The sequence below is a fragment of the Enterococcus sp. AZ078 genome (assembly GCF_051714985.1).
Lineage (GTDB): Bacteria > Bacillota > Bacilli > Lactobacillales > Enterococcaceae > Enterococcus_B > Enterococcus_B hirae.
In genome coordinates this window covers 38,982-56,361 of sequence record NZ_JBIOSW010000004.1, presented here as the reverse complement: position 1 = coordinate 56,361, position 17,380 = coordinate 38,982, and the positions used below count along the sequence as shown (strand labels likewise).

20 protein-coding genes, 1 tRNA gene and 3 pseudogenes are annotated in these 17,380 nt (G+C 30.3%); 7 read left to right on the top strand and 17 right to left on the bottom strand.

Going from position 1 to position 17,380, the window contains the following annotated elements; all coding sequences use genetic code 11:
* Window position 1: 1 nt before the first annotated feature.
* Together IGJ18_RS15040 and IGJ18_RS15035 are read left to right on the top strand one after the other, a co-directional pair.
* Window positions 2-223 (top strand): hypothetical protein, encoded by a 222-nt coding sequence (locus IGJ18_RS15040; RefSeq protein ID WP_438843558.1) that lies wholly within the window; start codon window positions 2-4, stop codon window positions 221-223.
* Window positions 224-274: 51 nt separating this feature from the next.
* Window positions 275-499, top strand: coding sequence for a hypothetical protein (locus tag IGJ18_RS15035; RefSeq protein ID WP_236592757.1), 225 nt, complete (start codon window positions 275-277; stop codon window positions 497-499).
* A 503-nt stretch (window positions 500-1,002) separates the two neighbouring features.
* On the opposite strand, the gene IGJ18_RS15030 is transcribed toward IGJ18_RS15035, so the two are convergent.
* The 11 genes and pseudogenes from IGJ18_RS15030 to IGJ18_RS14980 form a co-directional block, all read right to left on the bottom strand.
* The gene (locus IGJ18_RS15030) at window positions 1,003-1,335 is read right to left on the bottom strand and encodes a hypothetical protein (protein ID WP_438843557.1); all 333 of its coding nucleotides are present in this window, start codon (window positions 1,333-1,335) and stop codon (window positions 1,003-1,005) included.
* Window positions 1,336-1,353: 18 nt separating this feature from the next.
* A pseudogene (locus tag IGJ18_RS15025) lies at window positions 1,354-1,694 on the bottom strand (DUF5406 family protein).
* Window positions 1,695-1,712: 18 nt separating this feature from the next.
* A complete protein-coding gene (locus tag IGJ18_RS15020) occupies window positions 1,713-1,988 on the bottom strand; it encodes a hypothetical protein (RefSeq protein ID WP_081115516.1) in 276 nt (91 codons plus the stop codon).
* Window positions 1,985-2,128 (bottom strand): hypothetical protein, encoded by a 144-nt coding sequence (locus tag IGJ18_RS15015; protein ID WP_438843556.1) that lies wholly within the window; start codon window positions 2,126-2,128, stop codon window positions 1,985-1,987. The genes IGJ18_RS15020 and IGJ18_RS15015 overlap by 4 nt, the downstream gene beginning before the upstream one ends.
* Window positions 2,129-2,374: 246 nt before the next feature.
* Window positions 2,375-2,593 (bottom strand): hypothetical protein, encoded by a 219-nt coding sequence (locus tag IGJ18_RS15010; RefSeq protein WP_438843555.1) that lies wholly within the window; start codon window positions 2,591-2,593, stop codon window positions 2,375-2,377.
* A gap of 72 nt (window positions 2,594-2,665) precedes the next feature.
* The gene (locus IGJ18_RS15005; RefSeq protein ID WP_161440458.1) at window positions 2,666-2,872 is read right to left on the bottom strand and encodes a hypothetical protein; all 207 of its coding nucleotides are present in this window, start codon (window positions 2,870-2,872) and stop codon (window positions 2,666-2,668) included.
* 201 nt (window positions 2,873-3,073) lie between these two features.
* Window positions 3,074-3,331 carry a hypothetical protein gene (locus IGJ18_RS15000; RefSeq protein ID WP_438843554.1) on the bottom strand — a complete coding sequence of 86 codons (258 nt, stop codon included), beginning with the start codon at window positions 3,329-3,331 and terminating at the stop codon, window positions 3,074-3,076.
* 785 nt (window positions 3,332-4,116) lie between these two features.
* Window positions 4,117-4,422 carry a hypothetical protein gene (locus tag IGJ18_RS14995; RefSeq protein WP_010738086.1) on the bottom strand — a complete coding sequence of 102 codons (306 nt, stop codon included), beginning with the start codon at window positions 4,420-4,422 and terminating at the stop codon, window positions 4,117-4,119.
* 184 nt (window positions 4,423-4,606) lie between these two features.
* A complete protein-coding gene (locus tag IGJ18_RS14990) occupies window positions 4,607-6,103 on the bottom strand; it encodes a primase C-terminal domain-containing protein (RefSeq protein WP_438843553.1) in 1,497 nt (498 codons plus the stop codon).
* Between the two features lie 555 nt (window positions 6,104-6,658).
* Window positions 6,659-7,078 carry a hypothetical protein gene (locus IGJ18_RS14985; protein WP_081115495.1) on the bottom strand — a complete coding sequence of 140 codons (420 nt, stop codon included), beginning with the start codon at window positions 7,076-7,078 and terminating at the stop codon, window positions 6,659-6,661.
* A 21-nt stretch (window positions 7,079-7,099) separates the two neighbouring features.
* Entirely contained in the window at window positions 7,100-7,912 is an 813-nt protein-coding gene (locus tag IGJ18_RS14980) for a ParA family protein (RefSeq protein WP_081115494.1), read from the bottom strand.
* A 490-nt stretch (window positions 7,913-8,402) separates the two neighbouring features.
* On the opposite strand from IGJ18_RS14980, the gene IGJ18_RS14975 reads away from it, so the two are divergent.
* Window positions 8,403-8,476: transfer RNA gene (locus tag IGJ18_RS14975), tRNA-Met, on the top strand.
* A gap of 395 nt (window positions 8,477-8,871) precedes the next feature.
* Window positions 8,872-8,991 (top strand): putative holin-like toxin, encoded by a 120-nt coding sequence (locus IGJ18_RS14970; protein ID WP_081115493.1) that lies wholly within the window; start codon window positions 8,872-8,874, stop codon window positions 8,989-8,991.
* Between the two features lie 221 nt (window positions 8,992-9,212).
* Here the strand turns inward: IGJ18_RS14970 and IGJ18_RS14965 are convergent, their stop codons facing one another.
* From IGJ18_RS14965 to IGJ18_RS14940, 6 genes are all read right to left on the bottom strand, one after another.
* A complete protein-coding gene (locus IGJ18_RS14965; RefSeq protein ID WP_438843552.1) occupies window positions 9,213-11,429 on the bottom strand; it encodes a BspA family leucine-rich repeat surface protein in 2,217 nt (738 codons plus the stop codon).
* Window positions 11,413-11,751 carry an LPXTG cell wall anchor domain-containing protein gene (locus IGJ18_RS14960; RefSeq protein ID WP_161638214.1) on the bottom strand — a complete coding sequence of 113 codons (339 nt, stop codon included), beginning with the start codon at window positions 11,749-11,751 and terminating at the stop codon, window positions 11,413-11,415. Before IGJ18_RS14960 ends, IGJ18_RS14965 begins: the two co-directional genes overlap by 17 nt.
* A 210-nt stretch (window positions 11,752-11,961) precedes the next feature.
* Entirely contained in the window at window positions 11,962-12,150 is a 189-nt protein-coding gene (locus IGJ18_RS14955; protein ID WP_081115490.1) for a hypothetical protein, read from the bottom strand.
* A 148-nt stretch (window positions 12,151-12,298) separates the two neighbouring features.
* Window positions 12,299-13,720: a helix-turn-helix domain-containing protein gene (locus IGJ18_RS14950; RefSeq protein ID WP_195453372.1), complete on the bottom strand. Its 1,422-nt coding sequence runs from the start codon at window positions 13,718-13,720 to the stop codon at window positions 12,299-12,301.
* Between the two features lie 477 nt (window positions 13,721-14,197).
* Window positions 14,198-15,250: a DUF916 and DUF3324 domain-containing protein gene (locus IGJ18_RS14945; RefSeq protein ID WP_241653107.1), complete on the bottom strand. Its 1,053-nt coding sequence runs from the start codon at window positions 15,248-15,250 to the stop codon at window positions 14,198-14,200.
* A gap of 88 nt (window positions 15,251-15,338) precedes the next feature.
* Window positions 15,339-15,992, bottom strand: coding sequence for a WxL domain-containing protein (locus tag IGJ18_RS14940; protein WP_438843551.1), 654 nt, complete (start codon window positions 15,990-15,992; stop codon window positions 15,339-15,341).
* Between the two features lie 560 nt (window positions 15,993-16,552).
* On the opposite strand from IGJ18_RS14940, the pseudogene IGJ18_RS14935 reads away from it, so the two are divergent.
* The 3 genes and pseudogenes from IGJ18_RS14935 to IGJ18_RS14925 form a co-directional block, all read left to right on the top strand.
* A pseudogene (locus IGJ18_RS14935) lies at window positions 16,553-16,633 on the top strand (IS200/IS605 family transposase); the annotation flags it as partial.
* 83 nt (window positions 16,634-16,716) lie between these two features.
* Complete coding sequence (locus tag IGJ18_RS14930; RefSeq protein ID WP_420026271.1) at window positions 16,717-16,863, top strand: helix-turn-helix domain-containing protein; 147 nt, start codon at window positions 16,717-16,719, stop codon at window positions 16,861-16,863.
* Window positions 16,838-17,363 (top strand): annotated as a pseudogene (locus tag IGJ18_RS14925) (RNA-guided endonuclease TnpB family protein); the annotation flags it as partial. The gene IGJ18_RS14930 and the pseudogene IGJ18_RS14925, both read left to right, overlap by 26 nt.
* Window positions 17,364-17,380 lie beyond the last annotated feature (17 nt).

The following is a 17,380-nucleotide window of genomic DNA, read 5'->3' as shown; positions in this document are numbered from 1 at the left end:
AATAAAGCAATGGATGAATAATAATCTTGTTACTAAACAAGAAGCTCTAAAAATTACTGGACAATCTGCTCAAGGATTTCAACAATCTGTTCGTACTAATATGATTGATCCCTTCTATGAGAGCAAGGATGGTAAAGGTCCTTCCATTGTACGCTTGTATTTAAAAAGCGACATAGAAGCCTACGCTAAACAATTACAAGCGAAGAAGCAGAAACACCAATAAGTCGTTTCTGCTTCTTTATCGAAAAAACAATTCAATATGGAGAAAACTATTATGAAGAAAAAATCCCTCATAATCTTATCACTCAGTATCGTACTGATATCTGTACTTATCATTGCTTTTTCTCTGTTTAGAAAAACAGAAACAAATAGTTCCGTAACCACCACAACCTCTAGCAGTGTGATTAGTAATTCTAATTATCCTTCGCTAAGCGAACTAAAAAAACTTCAAGGTGCTGATATTCAAGATTTGGGAAAAACTCAAATTAGTACTTTTTAAAGATAAAAACATTGCTATTCTATCTCCCGAATCAGGAGAAGAAATCCAATTACCTATCAAAGTAACGAACAAAAAGAATAATTTGTTTGAGATTCCAGAACTGAAATATGCTTCTAAATCTTTGAAAATAGGTGATTTTTTTGGATTAGCAAGAAAAGATAAACAATACTTTACTTACCAAATAAATACCTGATTAGTTTCTGTTGGAAATACTTTTTTAGAATTAATATAACAAAAGAATTATATCAAACTTACTTGTTATTTAGTTCGTCATATTCATAATTGTACGTTTTAAATTCATAATCGTATCAAATGTACGAGGGAAAAAAACTCGTAAATTCATTTAGAGAATTTGAAGAAATATTACCTACCTATTTTCCTACCAAAATTTCTCTTATATACTTTTTGTTTATCGTGCAAAAGAAATAACATAAAACCTACTAGTACTAAAAAAATTAGAAAATAGCCATTCATACGATCATTCGTTCCTTCCTTGTTCTTTGTTAATATATATGGATAACTGCATTTGCTAACTCGAATTGTCGTTGTTTCCAATTCTTTGGATCTCGACACCAGTTCACAAATTCACTACTCGTATACAAATAGGAACTATCAAAAATTTCTTCAAACATTGTTGCTAGTTCAATTTCATCTGACTCAGCTGTAACAAACAAATACAAATCTGAAAATGTTATTCCTTTGGAAAGATAATTTGCAAAATATTCGATTCTTTCTTGTACAAAACTTGGAATTTTAGATTCAGTCAATTCCTTTTCATATTCTTTCCTCAACCGAAATGTAGTTAAAGAAACTGTGCTAATTTTGTTTATTTTCATTGTCTATTCCTCTATTCTCTATTTTTCTTTATCTTCTACAAAATCAATAATTTCAATACCAACAATATATTCGCTCAATATGACCAAGCATCTTCTACAGATAATTCGTCTCCTTTATCGTTCGTAAGAGTCATTTGGAACCACTCATTGCCTTCATCATCTTCAGAAAGCAATCCAAACCCAACTGGATTATCAATCAATGGTTGATCGTACAAATCATCCTCGTCTCATGCTAAAACATCTAATCCTTTACAGTTTCCACCTTTTCTAAACATTACAAATCCTTTATAATCCCAACGTTGAAAAGAAACTTTAACAGTATGTTTTCCCCATCGAATATTAGGATCATAATTTTTCATCTGCTGTATCCTCCTCTTTTATGACACAATCAAATATTGATGTGATACGCCTTCTTCAAAACGATAATAGACTTTCACTCGTTCAAATCGTTTCAAAAGACCAAAAAAACAACGTTTTTCTTTTGGTGAAAAATGTGCAATATATTGACTTACTGGAAGCTGACGATCTTTTCTTTGACTAATTTCAGCTAAAATCTCTTTCTCAAAACGACGAATGAGTTTTCTTTCTTCCCGTAAATCAGTTCTTCGAATAAAAGCATCTACCAAAGGACTGTAATGATATTTTGTACTCACACCATTGCCTTCTTTCCAGGAAATACAAGAATAACTAATGACTCAAAAATTTTTTTCGCATGAATCCATTCATAGGCTTCTGTTTGGCTTTGACAAGAATAATATACATGTCCGGTATATTTCCCCATAACCTTTACCATAGACATTGACTCCTTCTCTTAATTAATTTTCTCGAAATACTTTACATATAACATATTCGTTATCGATTATTCGCTCTAAAGAATCACAAGGATAGATTCTCTTTTTATTTTTCTTTTGGTCTTCCTTTACGATCCACTGAAGTTTTTGAATCGTTTCTTCACTGACCGCCATCTGGATCCTTTTTTCTTTGTTTCCATCAGGTGTCCCTTTCTTTACTAGTAGGTGTCTCCTCTATTTTTCTAAACCTAAGCAGTTCGCAATTTCAACATTCGGACAACCTGACCGTTTTGAGTGACATAATTTGGAAGAATCGCCTGACTTCTTGATAATTCCGCTAATAATTGACGATAACGTCTTTCTGACCATTTCTGCCTTCTTTGTTGCAGAGAAACATATTCAGCCATCGAAATTTCCTTACGTTTTCCAGATTCTAAAAAACAAAGCAATCGTTGAATTTCCGTCATTTGAACACCTCCTAATAAAAAATTCCTCTTGTTTACAAGTAAATCAAATAAAACAAAATATAGTGTTCGTTGTTAGGGAAAACGATAACCTGGCATGTTAGGTAAATGCTCAACCTGTGAACCACAAATCACACGAAATGTACCAAGTATCAGAAATCCTTCTGCTAACAGATAGTTACCGAAGTAACCCTTACCTGTGCTACTTATTTCTCCGCAACTTGTCCTCACACAATCTTCCCAAAGGTTCACTACGCCTTCAGGTACTGTCCTTCCAAACACGACCGTAGATTAGACAGCAAGAATATCTACGACTAGCAAGAAAACATTCTTATCTCCTTCTAAATCTTTTACACCTCCTAATTTAGAAAACAGACGGTTTTCTTACCCCCTTAAACTGTGTTCTTTTTATTCAATTTTCAAGGACCAAGGGTGTTCACAAGTAAAGAGATTTACTTGTGAACAAGAAAAATCTTTCCGTTCTTACATGTATTTTGTCTTGTAAGGTTTCTCCAGAAACAAGAGTCCTTCTCGCTTCTTTTTACGCTTTGCAATCACTTGATAATTCACACCAACAACCGTTCGAGTGGAACGATAAAACATAGAAATTGGTCGAATTTGCTTTGATTGACGATTAATAAATCGTCCGTCCCCTAAATTAGCCCAAACACTGTTGTTATAAAGCTTAATTGTAATTGCTTGACGTTTCAGATCCTCAACTGTACAAAATTTTCCAAACATTGTTTCCTCCACTTCAAAAGTCTCAAACTATTATTGTTCCACTTTTTGTTGAACAATGTGGAACCCAACAAAAAAAGAGAGAAACTAGCTACTACCTCCAAAGAAGCAATAACAGTCTCTCTCTTTCTTAACTACAGAATCTCGCTTAAAACACGACAATAAAGCAACAGTACAACTAAAAAAATTTTTACACTGCACCATAAAAGAAAAAAACTACAACAAGTATAAAATACAAGATTGTTCATTGACTTAATTTTATGGTATTATTGTTCATGTTGCAGGGAAACCTGTAACTCAAAAAGGAGCAGCACCGTTATCTGCTTTAACGGTCGGGGTAGAAATCTATGACCTTTGAAAGAGTTGGCGCTCTTTCTCAGCGAGATTTCTAAACCACTCCTTTTTTTGTTGGGCTCTACATTGCACAACAACGCATCACAACAAAAAAAGTATATTTACTTTTAAATTCATTCTAATTTGAAAATTTCTAAAAAAACGATAACAGTAGACTTTCATCCTCCTTTACTCACAAAATCATTTACTCATGAATGAACATCTGCTCAATCAATTAACAAAAGATAATAAATCGTTTTTTAGTAAAAATCTTTACAAAAAAAGCATAGCACAAAACTAAAACAGGAACAAAAGTTCTTTTTGATCCTTTTATTTACGATTTTGAAACCAAAACCAACGATTATGATTTTATCTAATCAATTTCTAATTACGATATATGATAAAATAAACAATTCTATTTGTAATAATTGTAATATAATAAAATTTATCAAAAATCAATCTAAGCGTTTTTTCACTTTCTTTCCCTTCTTGAATCCTACACGTTCACGATAACAATAATAGTCTTCTTGTAGCTTCAACAACTCTTCATAGATTTCCCCCATATTATGACTAGAAGCCAAGGACAAAGCATAAATAAACGACGCAGGCAACGTCTCTACCGAACGCTCCCTTGTTACCCAACTAGCCACCGTACCTTGATTAAAGCCATAAAGTTCACAAAACTGCTCCACTGGCATACCTAAATACCGCAAGATATACACATTTACCGCATGAGAGTACACATACAACTTCATAGACATAAAAACCCCTCCTTCAGATAGCTACCCATCATTACATACGTAATAATAATATATAACTAGCAAAATAATTAAAGAGAAACAGCAAAAAACCAAGAGATACTCGCAGACATAGCTAAATAGACTAAGGGAACCGCTAGAAGTATCAAAGATATATTGTAAAAGGCAATTGGCGTCTTTTATTTTTTCAACCTGTATCGACTTCAAATAGCCTGATTTCTTTGGCTTCTTTCTCAGGTAGGAGCTGTTGAATGGTGCTTGTCCATTCATCGATTGTTGTCTTAAACTGCGCAATGATTCCTTGAATAAAGGCTTCTTTTTCTTCTTTCTTCGCTTGGATCAAACTTGTGAATAATACACGTACTGAAGCAAGTAAAAGTCCGCCACCACGCCCTTTTTTGACATTGTAGAACACTTTGTGTTCTTGCTTTAAGGAACTTAATGCACGATCCAGACTTCTTAAAGGCATGTTCAATTGTTCCGCCAATTCTTTTTTGGACAGTTTTAAATAAGGCATACGAAGATCACTTTTTTCGCTCAAATAACGCATGATATCTTCTTGCCATTCCTTTTTATGACTGTATTGGCGTTGCTCACGTGATTTCTTAAACTTCCACCACCCACGACGTTGGATAAACAACTCGTTTTCTTGAATATCCGAAGCTACCCATTCCTGGCATAATTCTAAAACAAAGTCACGATTGGCTGCTTGATAATTTCCAGAATACGCACTTTTGACAATCTTTCGCACTTCGCCTTCAGACAACGGTTCATTTAAGCGTTCGTTAAATTCAAACATGTTATACTCACAAGTTTCTTGTCCGTAACCAGAAGAATAATAAGCCAAAGAGAGTGTAAAAATCACGTTATTCCGTCCTAATCGACCTTCTCCCCCAATAATGTTTGCTTTTCGTAGTAACAAATCAAACCACGGTTCATCAACTTGGCGATACTCTTTTTTCTCAGGAAAAACAATCAATTTCGCGTTTCTTTCTGCTTCAGTTTTTTGGTTAGATGCCATTTTCATTGACCAATTCAACCAATCAGAAAAAGAATATTGATTTTCTAGCTCACAAAATACAATATTTTGTTTGTTTGGGAATCGAGCAATTCCAAAATGGTTACAACCTACATCAATACCTGGTAACTGATTAGCCAATTGTGTCCGAATCGTTGTAGAAATACGTTTTGCCACTTCAATTACTTTAAAATTACTCTTTTTCGTCACATAAGCAGGTGTTTTTAATACAAAATAGACTTGATAACCATGCTCTGATTCTAAAATGAGCGTTGGCATATACCCTAATTCATCCACACAAGCTAAGAAAATCTCTCCTTGATGATTTTCTTTAGAATCAATATCCACGACAAAAGTATTGATTTGACTAATATTTTTCTCCGAATGCCCTTTAACGATTGAACGATTTTCGTCCGCATAAGTTCCATAGCGATAAACATTTGGTGTCCAATGAGTCAGTTTGGATTCATTTTCTAAAATCGCTTCTTCAGACGTAATAACCATGCCACGCCCTGCATTCATCAATTGTTTACTGCGGTACGCAAAGATAGCACCATTCCTGCTGGTATTCTCATACCCGACAGGCTTCATGGTGCTGTTTCGATATTTGTATGTACGAATGCCTTGTTTTAACAAAGCACTGTAGAATTGATCTAAGTTTTCCATCCTAAAATTTCCTCCGAATTGTATTGAAAAAGAGAACACATGGCAATTCTAAAACTTGTTCTGTGTTCTCTTTCAATATTCGGCTTAAATTTCTGTAAAAACCTAGAAAAATATCGCTTTATCTATTGAATTGCTCGCTCTAAATGTGCTATAATTTAAACACATTTGTAAAACAAATAAGTGGTTTATCAGACCGCTTAATTTATTTATTGAGACGAGCGCGAACACATGAGTCTGTTTCATGTGATTCAGAAATAATTGATTCGATCAAAATCAATTATTTCCGTCTCTTTTTTGTATGCTTAATTTATTTGAATATAACAAAATTGTAATTGTTGTTCAAGTACGACTTTTCTAAAGGTATAAGTTATAAGTAAATAAATACAGAATAAGTTATTCCTTTTATATCATTAAAGTATAACTTATTCTTTTGATATCTAATAAAAAAAGGCTTAATATCAATATATAAATTAATTTCATTAAAGTATAACTTATTCTTCTAATTATAAAAACAAGGTATAAGTTATACTATAATTTTTTTGGTAATCAAAAAAATTATAGTTTTTCAAAAGCTTTTTTGATTTCAAAACGCAAATGTTCTTCCTTAGAAACACCAAGTTTTTGAGTAATATAAGCTTCTGCCAATGTATCTATTAATTTTTCAAATGTGATTCTTCCTTTTACTGATTGTAGTTCTTCTACATAATCTTGCATTACATTTAATTTTGACTCTAGTGCTGGAGATATTTTTTTTGGCTTTGTAACTTTATATCTGTCATCAGTAATTTCTACAGGACGGCCTCTTTTTTTGCTTGTATTAGGAAATGACTTTATCTTTTTGTTAAAAAGTGTTTGTTCAAAATCATTTTCGCGATTTATTGAAACTGATTTTTTCTTCTTATTTCCAGGTTGCAATAATCCAGAATACTCTGTATCAAAATCTATATCAATATCAAAAGTTTTTCTTTCACTCATATTTTACTCACATCCCTATAGTTATTCTTCAAAAATTTTTCTACGAATTTCTAATTCTGCTAATATTTTAATAAAAGTTTCATGTGCTCGATAATCCCATTGATCGTAATTTCCATTTCTGTACTTTTTTAATGATATCCCTTCTCTTGAATAGCGCTTTAGTCTTGTTTGAAAATTAACTATATTTTGAGACACAGCAGATCCATATAAATTTATTGCATCAGACAAAACATTCTTATCTAAATCATTATTTGGTTCAAGCATACATGCGATTATAGAAATAACTTCAAGATCAATATTATACTTATTTATCATAAATTTTTGATATCCAATATATTTTCCTATACCATCTAAAGATTCTTCCTGTGTCTGAAAAGCAATAATGCTATAATCTGAAGCTGCCATAGCATTATCTGAATAAGCACTAATAGTAGGGGGAACATCAATAAAAATAGCATCGTATTTATCCTTAATCGGTACTAAAAGCTTTTCCAACACCATAATTTGATCCTTTTCATCTTCATAATTTGTAATTACATAATTTGAAAACGATCTAAAACTTGTGTCACATGCGATTAAATCTAAATTTTCCATAATAGGAGTAATACAAACAGATAGATCATTTTCATTAATTCCATTTACGATAGTTTTTTCAATATGTTTCATATTTACAGTCCGAGCTAAAATTTGAGAAGCATTTGCCTGTGGATCAATATCAATTACTAATGTCTTTTTCTTATTAATTACAGCATTATCAAAAGCTAACATTGTAACAATTTTAGTTTTTCCAACGCCTCCTTTAAAATTTCCAACTGTATAAGTAGTTGCTGCCATTTGTTTACCCTCTTTCAATATATTCTATATTTAAAGTATAAGTTATACTAAGATTTTAATCAATATTTTTTTATACTTTAAATTAAAATACTGATATTATAGTAATAATAGTAACGAAAAAGGTATAAGTTATACCTTTTTAATAAAAATACTTTTACCTATCATTAGCAACTACTTCGAAACACGATGGGGATTAGCGCTTCTCTTGAAGCTGGAAAATTCTTCGAAATTTATTTTCCTATGTTGTTTTCCTGTGACCATTTTTAATTAGATTTCTAGTCTAACTTTTGGGATGCACATCGTTGAGAAGAAACACATGATTATATTGACAATTGTAAAAAATGTTTGATTAAATAATGATGTTATCGTATGTAAATAAAAATTAGCAATCGATTTCGTAATTAAGCACACTTCAAATTATGCGATAACAGAGTTGTTGCCACAAAAAACTGATGCTATCTCTTTATATTGTTCATGGTGGCAATAACCTGTACCCTTAGCTCATTTGATTAGAGCATACGGCTCATAACCGTTCGGTCGTAGGTTAGAGTCCTACAGGATATACATAAAGTGTTTAACAAGAATGTTCATAAGTTCGAGTTTTATAGGATAAAGATACATTAATAAGCTTTTCTTTACGAAGAAAAGTTTATTATTTTTTGTAATATGTTATTTGAGTCCGAATAATTTAACTTGTACCCATTGTGTAGTAACTTTAGTGTTTGCAATTCTTCAAAAGAAATAAAGGAAGTAACCAAGTACATGTATCTGATCCAATCAATAGATTTTATTGGATGAGTCGTACAACATTCGAGAATATCTATAATGCTCGTAAATATCTGTTGTTGTTCGTTAACGAATTGCAATGTTAGGATAGTTTTGAAGTAGTTTAACATGCTATAATTGAACGGTAGAAAAGTGAAAAGATTGTTGACAATCCCTTCTAGGAGGTGGTGCTTATGTGTGTAAGTATCAAGTCTAGGGAAAGGAGAGCCTTAATTTCAGCGTTTGAGGCGCTACAGCTAATGATTGCATTTGCAATGTTAGTTTTAGCTATCAAAAATGACAATAAAAAATAAACCATCTAACTTCACTTTGGCAAGCAGTTAGATGGTCATTCAAACTATTTAATACAGCCATCGTCTTTTTAGGCTCTTTGTCAAATGATGTTGACAAAGAGCCAGTATTTATAGAAAAAATTAGTAAAATCAATTATTCAATTAGTATGGATGATTATTACAGAATAATAATAAACATAGAAATACATCCATTTAATAAGGATATATTTCTATGTTTGTATTTAAGGGGCAGTTACTAAATTCCATGTTACTGTAGCAGAGTAGTTTCCTACCTCTATATTTTCGACATTTGGTAATATCAAAGAGACATCCCCTAAATTATAGTCATAAACTCCATTTAAGTGTTTATTTGAGACATTACTCATTAATGTACTATCTACAGTTGTGATCTTAGCATTATTTGTGCCTGTGACGTCACTGCATTCTTGTAAATCTGTTGATGGATTATAAGCATTTACTCCATTATTTATATTCTGTTTAACATTAGAGGTACCTGTGGTTTGTAAGTAGGCATTATCTATGGATCCTTCAGAATTCCAAGTAAGTTTTGCATTCAACCTCCATGGTGTAGTTGAATCTTCTTGATCTCGTATTCCTATATTAAATGTACTATTTTTTGTTAAAGGAATAGATTGTTCTCCAGAGTTTTTTAAAGCTACTTCTCCTGTATTAAATGAAGAAGGTATATAAATCATGGATAATGCAGCAGATGATGGAATTTTTTTATTATCACTAGAAGTATTTGGATCATCCATCCATTGTGCAGTATATTCTGTATTTAATAGATCTAAAACACTACTTGCTTGATCAGGATTTGTTCCAGAAATCGTCCAATTTAGAAAACCTGTGCCTTGTTTTGTTGGAGTATTTTCTGTTACCCACTGTTTGAAATTAGACACATTTAATATAGAATCATTTTTGTCTACAGCACATTTTTTAATATAGTATAAATTTGAATCACCATTTGAAAAGGTTCCTCCATTAGCGTTTAAAAATGGTGAATTTACTAGCTTTCTAAAGTTGGACGTATAATCATAAGTAAGTAACGGCTGAGCTTTACTTCCATCTATAATAACCAATAAAGGAGTATATTGCTCACTACTATGTTGCGTGAACATAAGATAAGTATCTGTATTATTAGTTACTGTAGCATTTGAGAAATCAATAAAGCTTAGGGTAGGACAACCATAAAACATTCCTGTCATATCAGATACTTTAGCAGTATCAAATTCTGCAAGATTCAGATTAGTTAATTTAGAACAATCTTTAAACATATAACGCATGTTTTCAACATTGTTTGTCGGAAAAGTAAATTTGGGTGAAGATAATCCCGTACACCCTTCGAACATAAAATCCATATTTTGAACCTTATTTGTGTTTCTTAAATTTATATTATTTATAAAATTATCATCTATGTTAGTACAGCCGGCAAACATATGGCTCATATTTGTTACATTAGATGCATCAAAATTAAAATTGAGAACGTTTGAACTATTTAAACCACTGCATCCATTAAATAGATATTGCATATCAGTAACGTTACTAGTACTAAAGTTATTACCAAGTGTCATACTAAGTCCTAATTGAGAACAGCCATCAAATGCATGAGCCATATTAGTTACATGCGATGACGTTGGTAGATACATATTTTGCAGCTGGGTACAGTCTTGAAATACATTAGACATATCTGTTATTACAGTTTGATCAGTACCTGACTCTAGATTTAATCCTTGTAAATTAGCCTGCTGTAAATTTATAGCTCCTTTAAATGCGGCATGTAAAGAAGGGTTAGATGAACTACTTAATAGCCCTACTTGTGATGTAGTATTTCCATAAGTGCCTGCTACAAATGCGATACTAGTTATTTCTTTGTATTTATTATTTCTTAAAAAGTAATCGCTACTATCTTGATTCATGTTTCGAATGACAATATGATAATTACCTTTAGCAGTGCTTAACCTGCCTGGTATAGTGATATCAGTATCAGTTCCCTCATAATAGTTTAAACATATGAAACCTCCATGAGTGTTGTAGTTCCAATTCTTTAGCCATTCGTTTCCCATTTCAGAAGTCCAACTTTGTCCATTTACTATCGTAGGGTCAACATATTTTTTAGGCGATACACTTCGTTCCTCAATACTTTTATCTTTATTATTTTCCTTTGTAACAGATTCTTGTGTGCTTTCAGTAGTATCTATGTCAGAAGAACTGGAAGAACTGGAATTACTTGTTTCTTCTGGATCAATTATTGAATTATTATTATTCAATGAACTTTCCAAATTATTATCAGAACTTAAGCTAGTGCTGGTATTACTTGATATTTTTTCTGTAGAACTTGTTTTTTCTGCTGCTGAAACAGTTAAACTGGGTATCCAACCATAATTTATAAGAAAACTTGAAACAAAAACTATTAATATTTTTTTACGTATATTTTTCATCGAGGTTTCTCCTTTTTGATAAAACAATATAAAAGAAACAAAAACTAACAAACATTATCCCCAATAATGGAGTGAGTATATTCAAAGAATCATTTGTTTTTGGTAATTGTTTAGCGATTTCAATTTTTTTATCAGATTTATTCTTGTTTACATCGGAATTAGTTGGGTTACCTGGTAATGATTCAGGCATAATTTTACGTATAAAATTTACTGAAACGGTAGTCGTTTGATAATCATCTGCAAATATAGGAGAGGATAAGCCAACACAACTAATTGATATAAACAGCGAGACTATCCAACGAATAATTCGTTTTTTACGCATTAAAATTGCCTCCTTCTATTAACTTCTATAATATTTAAAGTCAATTTAATTTTATCTTGTATTTTTTTTAAAATAATTTTTTTTTTTGTATAAAAAAATTATTTTAAAATATGTATTATTATATTGATTCAGACCATAAAAATACGCATTTTATAAATAAAAAAAACTCAGAATACAAAAATACATTTTTATATTCTGAGACCAAATTATTTAATAGGTTAGAACAATATGTTCAAGATCATGAATAACCTCATTATACACAGATTTTTCAGCAATTAAGGATTCTTTAGTAACTCCAAATTGCTGTAAATCCTTTTCTGAATCACACATTAGTGTATTAATATATTCAGATGAGGATTTATATTTTTCTATCAGATCTGATATATAGTCAATATTCATGTTATTACCTCCTAAAAGTTTAATATTTATAAGTGAGATATTAAAAATAAGGATCATTAAATTCACTACGATAAAAATTACCATATAACTAAGTTGAAAAAATTTTAAAATTTTATATTTAAAAATAAATATCATACATTTTTTATAGTTATTTTTGAAAAAACAATAAACTTTGTTTTTGTTTATTGTAAGTTGCATCGCCAACAATCATATAGGTTTTATAATTTGGTACAGTATTTAAAAGCTCAATATCATCAATAATCAAAATATCTATATCTTGTTCATTTAATTCATAATAAGGGCTTATGTTTATAGCTTCCTTAAGCTCTTGACAGTATTGTGTTTCAAAAATTGTACCTCTGATGGAATATACTCCTACATTAACAATGTTATCTGTTATATATCTTTTTTGAAAAGCAATAATCATATATGAAAGTAATTCATATACCCAATTTATATTTATGTTTTTGTTTATAAACATATCTTTAAAATCTTCTTTTAAATTGTCTTGTATTTTTTTTAGGTAGCCAGATCTTTTTAATTTTGGTGTTAAGAGAGTTCTAGAAAAATAATAATATGGATATATTAAATTAGAGAAGTGAATGCAGCCTTCAATTTTGATAGATAATACTTCTAAAGAGCTTGGAGAAACATTATATGGATCTTTCATTAATACAGATAGTATGAAGGATTGATAATGATATTCTTCTATCAATTCGTGAGAGAAAAAATATTTTTCTGATTCCATATTTTCGAAATGTAGACTTGACATATTGAAAATAAGAAATATTAGAATTAAAAGACATCCTTCTTTGTCAAAAGATCTTGGATTGATTATTGAAAAAGTTTCTTTTATTTTATTTAATAAAGGGCTCTCTGTGTTAATAAAGTTATCGTAACAAATCGTATTATGTGTTTTACACACTTTTTGTAAATAAAAACGATCATGTACTGTTAATATCCAAATACATAATTCTCTTATAACAAAATATTCCGCTTTCATATGATAGTAATCTAAAAATGTAACTACCCGATTTTGTAAATCTAATACATTAATTTTAGAAAATGATTTTTCAAATGGCTGTTTTTCAATTTGTAAACACAAATTATAAAGCACCATAATTGCCTCTAAATTACCTTCTAAAATAACATAAGGTCTTCTCTGTATGTATATGCCTATATTTTCTAGATTTTTATCCATGAATTTTAATATATTAAACAATTTAGAATGGCTAATATACAACTTTCCAGCTAATTGTTCAAAGGTAAGTTTTGGCTGAAAAAAACAATAGTGAAGAATATCTTTTACCACACTTTGAGAAAAGTAGAATTTTTGAACATCATAAAGGGAGAAATTTTTGTAATTAAATATTATTAAACTATCAGAAATAATTAGAGCTTTATCAGGTAATTCATTATGTAGTTCTTGCAAGTATTTATTAACTGTAGCACTTGATAAATATAGTTCTTTAATTAATAAATTTTTATTTATTTGTCCGTTGTTTTCTACAATCAATCTTATTATTTCTGCTTTGAAAAATGAAGATTTTTCATAAATTAATCTAAGCATTTCTGCACCTCCGTATTTATTCGAAGATATCAAAGATTATGTTTACGGGTATGTTTATTTTTTTTTTAGACACAGTAAAAAAATAAGTATTTAATGTATAATATTATAGTAAGATAAATAAATAGTGTGTTTTATATCTTATTATATTTAAATATAAAAATTAATAATGTTAAACACTTAATTATTTACACATAAATAATAACATATATTTTTTATATGGTATATATAAAATACAGACTGTTAATTACCAACAGCCTGTATTTCTATAAAGTTATAATTGATTATTGATAATAAAAATTGAAGATATACCTAAACCAAGTAAAATTAAGGTACTAATAATTAATAATCCATTAATTGAAAGTTTTCTCATACTAATTTTACTAGTAATAATATATTTATAATCTTGTAGCAACAAATATATGTTTATGATAAAAAATATGATACTTATACTGATGGTACAGATACTCCAAAGATACATTATTTTTCGCTCCTGTTGTTTTTAGTATTATATTTTCGTCGATAAATATAAATTGTTCCCAAAATAATAAGAATTATTAAGAAAACACTACTATATTTAAACCAATTTGGTAAGATAACCTTAAATACAGATTGTTTATTAATTTCTTTTGCTTTATCTCCTGCAATGTCAAATTTTCGTTCAAAATTCCAGGTATTTTCTGCAGTTTTTACAGTTCCTTTAAATAAATATTTTCCTGGTTTTAAATCTTCTTTACCCCAATCTATTTGAAAAGGTAAGCACGAGTATGGAGCAATTGATACGTTATCCATTGAATTTTCTTTTATTTTTTTTGTTCCATCTTCTGAGTATACAGCACCTTTTACTTGTGCTTTGGAGAAAATATAAGGATTAGGGTTTAAAATATCTGCTTGAACCACTTTTTTTCCTGATGATAAATCAGCAATAACGTTTTCCAAAGTTACAGAAATATTTTTAAATAGATTAACTTTATCTTCATTTGTTAAGACTATACCGATGGTATAACAGTAATCATTCCCTACAGTTATGTTCTTTGAATTTTGTTTATTATTCTTTTTTTCTGAAACTACAACTCCACCTACTATCACTCCTTGTATGGGTTTAGTAGGCATAGCAATTTCTAAACTTGTTTCTTTATAACTTTTTTTAGGTACTACAATTTCTTTTTCTGTAGTTTTTACTATAGTTGTCAGTGGCACTTTTAACGAAGAATCGTTTTTTAGATTTCCAGAATAGTCTATGATACCATTACTATTAGTATTTGCATCTACCACTTTAATATTTAAAGTTTTATCTTCATTAGAACTATTTATTAATTTTATTTTTATAGTATCTTTAGATCCAGGTATTTCTTTTAGATAAAAATATCCGGAATTTTTATCGATTTGATTTTGATTTGGAATACCTTCAATAGAAAATCCACCAAAATTATTTTGATTTTCTTCAGCAAATCCTTGGGTAATTGGCAAAATACTAATAATCATAAAACATACAATAACTAATATTTTTTTCATACTTATTTTTTTAATCACTTTAGTACTCCTTTAATATTTAAATGTTCAAATGAAAAAACAGGAATTTAATTCCTGTTTTTTCGTCTTTACATGTTTAATCATTGCTTTATGGATTTTGTGGAGTTTGTGCTAAATTCCAAGTGATTGATCCAGTTGCTTGTCCTTGACTAATACGTGAAGCATCTGGAATTTCTAATGAGACCGTACCTAAATCCATATCATAGGTTCCTGAAAAGACATTTCCTTGATTACCTGTCATAATTACTTGTTGAGAAGAATTAATTTCAGCATTTGAAGTAACGTTAATCATACCAGGACTAGATAAATCTTGTAAATGCCCACTTGCGTCATAAACTTGCGCTTTATTTGTAGTTGTTCCAATTGTAGCTCCTTCATTTGCCAATTGTCCAGTAAACTGAGCACTCAATGTCCATCCTTGTGAATTGTGTAAAGTATCTTTTACCCCAACATTTAGAGTTTCACCTGCTGGCAAATCAATATTTTTAGACATTGCACCACTATTATTAAGTTGAATAGTACCAAAATCCAATCCATATGGTACATAAGCTAGTCCGAAGCTACCATCTGGATTTAAAGGTAAGTTAGTATTATTGTCACTACCAGTTCCAGAGCCACCAGATGGATTATTAGGAGTAGGGTTGTCATTATCTACAGATGGGAGGGTAAAATTAGCATTTACACCTGTACTTGAACTTGTAAGTGTTGTATCTGCAAATACACCTGTAGATCCTAAAACCATAGGAGCTACCAAAGAAAATGCTGCTACTAAAGCTTGTTTTTTCATAATATATTCCTTCCTTTTATCAAAATAATATGAATTTGAATAGTTATATACGTATCTTCCAAATTCAATTGAATAATAACACTAAAAAATGAAGTATATATTTTTATATTTTTTTTGAAAAATCTAATTTTTAAAATAGTAGTAATTTTTTTTATGAATTGATAAATGAATCTATATAGTCATTTCCTATAAATGGTTTAACGTGTCTACTCCCAATTGAGTATCTTGATGTTCAGACAATTGCTCCCTATTAAAAGTATCTGAGAAGTATAACATTGATTTACCAAAGGAAAAGTAAGTAATATCTGTTGTTAATTTTTCTATTAGTTGGTTTATCTCCTAGTTCTTTTTAAATTAGGCAGAAGTCGCCCATCCTCTATAGGTGGGTGATGAATGCCGTTCGGTATGAGGGATTACCGTTGGTTGGTAACTCGAAGATCGATATATAAGGCTTATTGCCGTTTTATTTTGCTCCATGTTATAATCGGTCTATATAAGAAATGAGCTGATCTAATATGGAATTAGATACTAATAATCATTCAGTGTTTCTACTCTATTCTCATCTTGTACTGGTAACTAAATATCGTAGACAGGTAAAAGTTTTTGTCTCTTGACAACTGGTGATGCACCTGTCGAAGGCATCAAGGAAACAATCATAAATAGAAATTAGGTGTCCTTTATGGAGCGACTAAAAGTGGATAAATTTCGAATCTATCCAACAGAAAAACAAAAAATTTTCTTTGCTAAATCTTTTGGTTGTGTTCGTAAGGTCTACAATCTAATGCTTGATGACCGAATAAAAGCTTATGAAGAAACTAAAACGTGAACAACGTAAGTTGTCAAGGCGTGCGTTGTTAGCTAAAAAGAAAGGCATCAAGCTTTTTGAATCTAAGAATTACCAAAAGCAAAAACGAAAAATCGCGCGTTTACATGAAAAAGTAATGAAGCAACGTACTGATTTTCTGAATAAGTTGAGTACAGAAATCATCAAGAATCACGATATTCTCTGTATGGAAGACTTGAATACCAAAGGTATGTTGCGTAATCATAAATTAGCAAAAAGTATTTCGGATGTTTCTTGGTCTAGTTTTGTGATTAAATTACAATACAAATCAGATTAGTACGGTCGGAAAATCATCAAAGTAGATAAGTGGTTTCCATCTAGCCAGATCTGTTCGAAATGTGGATATATAGATAGCAAGAAATCTCTCGAAATTCGAGAATGGACTTGTCCTATTTAGCATACTCATCATGACCGAGATATCAACGCTAGTATCAATATTCTTACCGAAGTTCCTGAGACTACATTCTATAGAATTGGCTTAGATCAAATAAACAAGAAC